The organism is Streptomyces sp. SID12501, assembly GCF_010550245.1.
Taxonomy (GTDB): domain Bacteria; phylum Actinomycetota; class Actinomycetes; order Streptomycetales; family Streptomycetaceae; genus Streptomyces.
In genome coordinates, this window is the sequence record NZ_JAAGLU010000679.1 from 1 (window position 1) to 437 (window position 437).

At 73.5% G+C, this 437-nt stretch carries 1 protein-coding gene; it reads right to left on the reverse strand.

The window, feature by feature from the left end; genetic code table 11:
• The coding region (locus G3I71_RS47885) for a PhoH family protein (RefSeq protein WP_203733174.1) at nucleotides 1-437 on the reverse strand (437 nt) is incomplete at both ends.

Below are 437 nucleotides of genomic sequence, written 5' to 3' on the forward strand. Positions count from 1 at the left end.
AGCGACCCGGGCAGGAACCCGAGACCTTCGCCGGCCTCGACCGCGGGGCGCGTCAGCACGATGCGGTTGACCCTGCGCGCCTGCAGCGCCTGCACGGCCTTGGCCATCGCGAGGTACGTCTTGCCGGTGCCCGCGGGCCCGATGCCGAACGTCACGGTGTTGCGCTCGATCGCGTCGACGTAGTCCTTCTGGCCCGCCGTCTTGGCGCGGATCGTGCGCCCGCGCGTCGACAGGATGTTGAAGGTCAGGACGTCGGCGGGGCGCGCGCCGGAGTCGGCCGTGAGCATCGTCACGGACCGCTGCACGACCTCGGGGCTCAGCGGCGTGCCCGCGGCGGCCATCTCGACGAGCTCGTCGACCAGGCGCGTGACGAGCGCGACGTCGCCCGCGGGCCCCGCGAGCGTGACCTCGTTGCCGCGCACGTGGACGTCGACGGT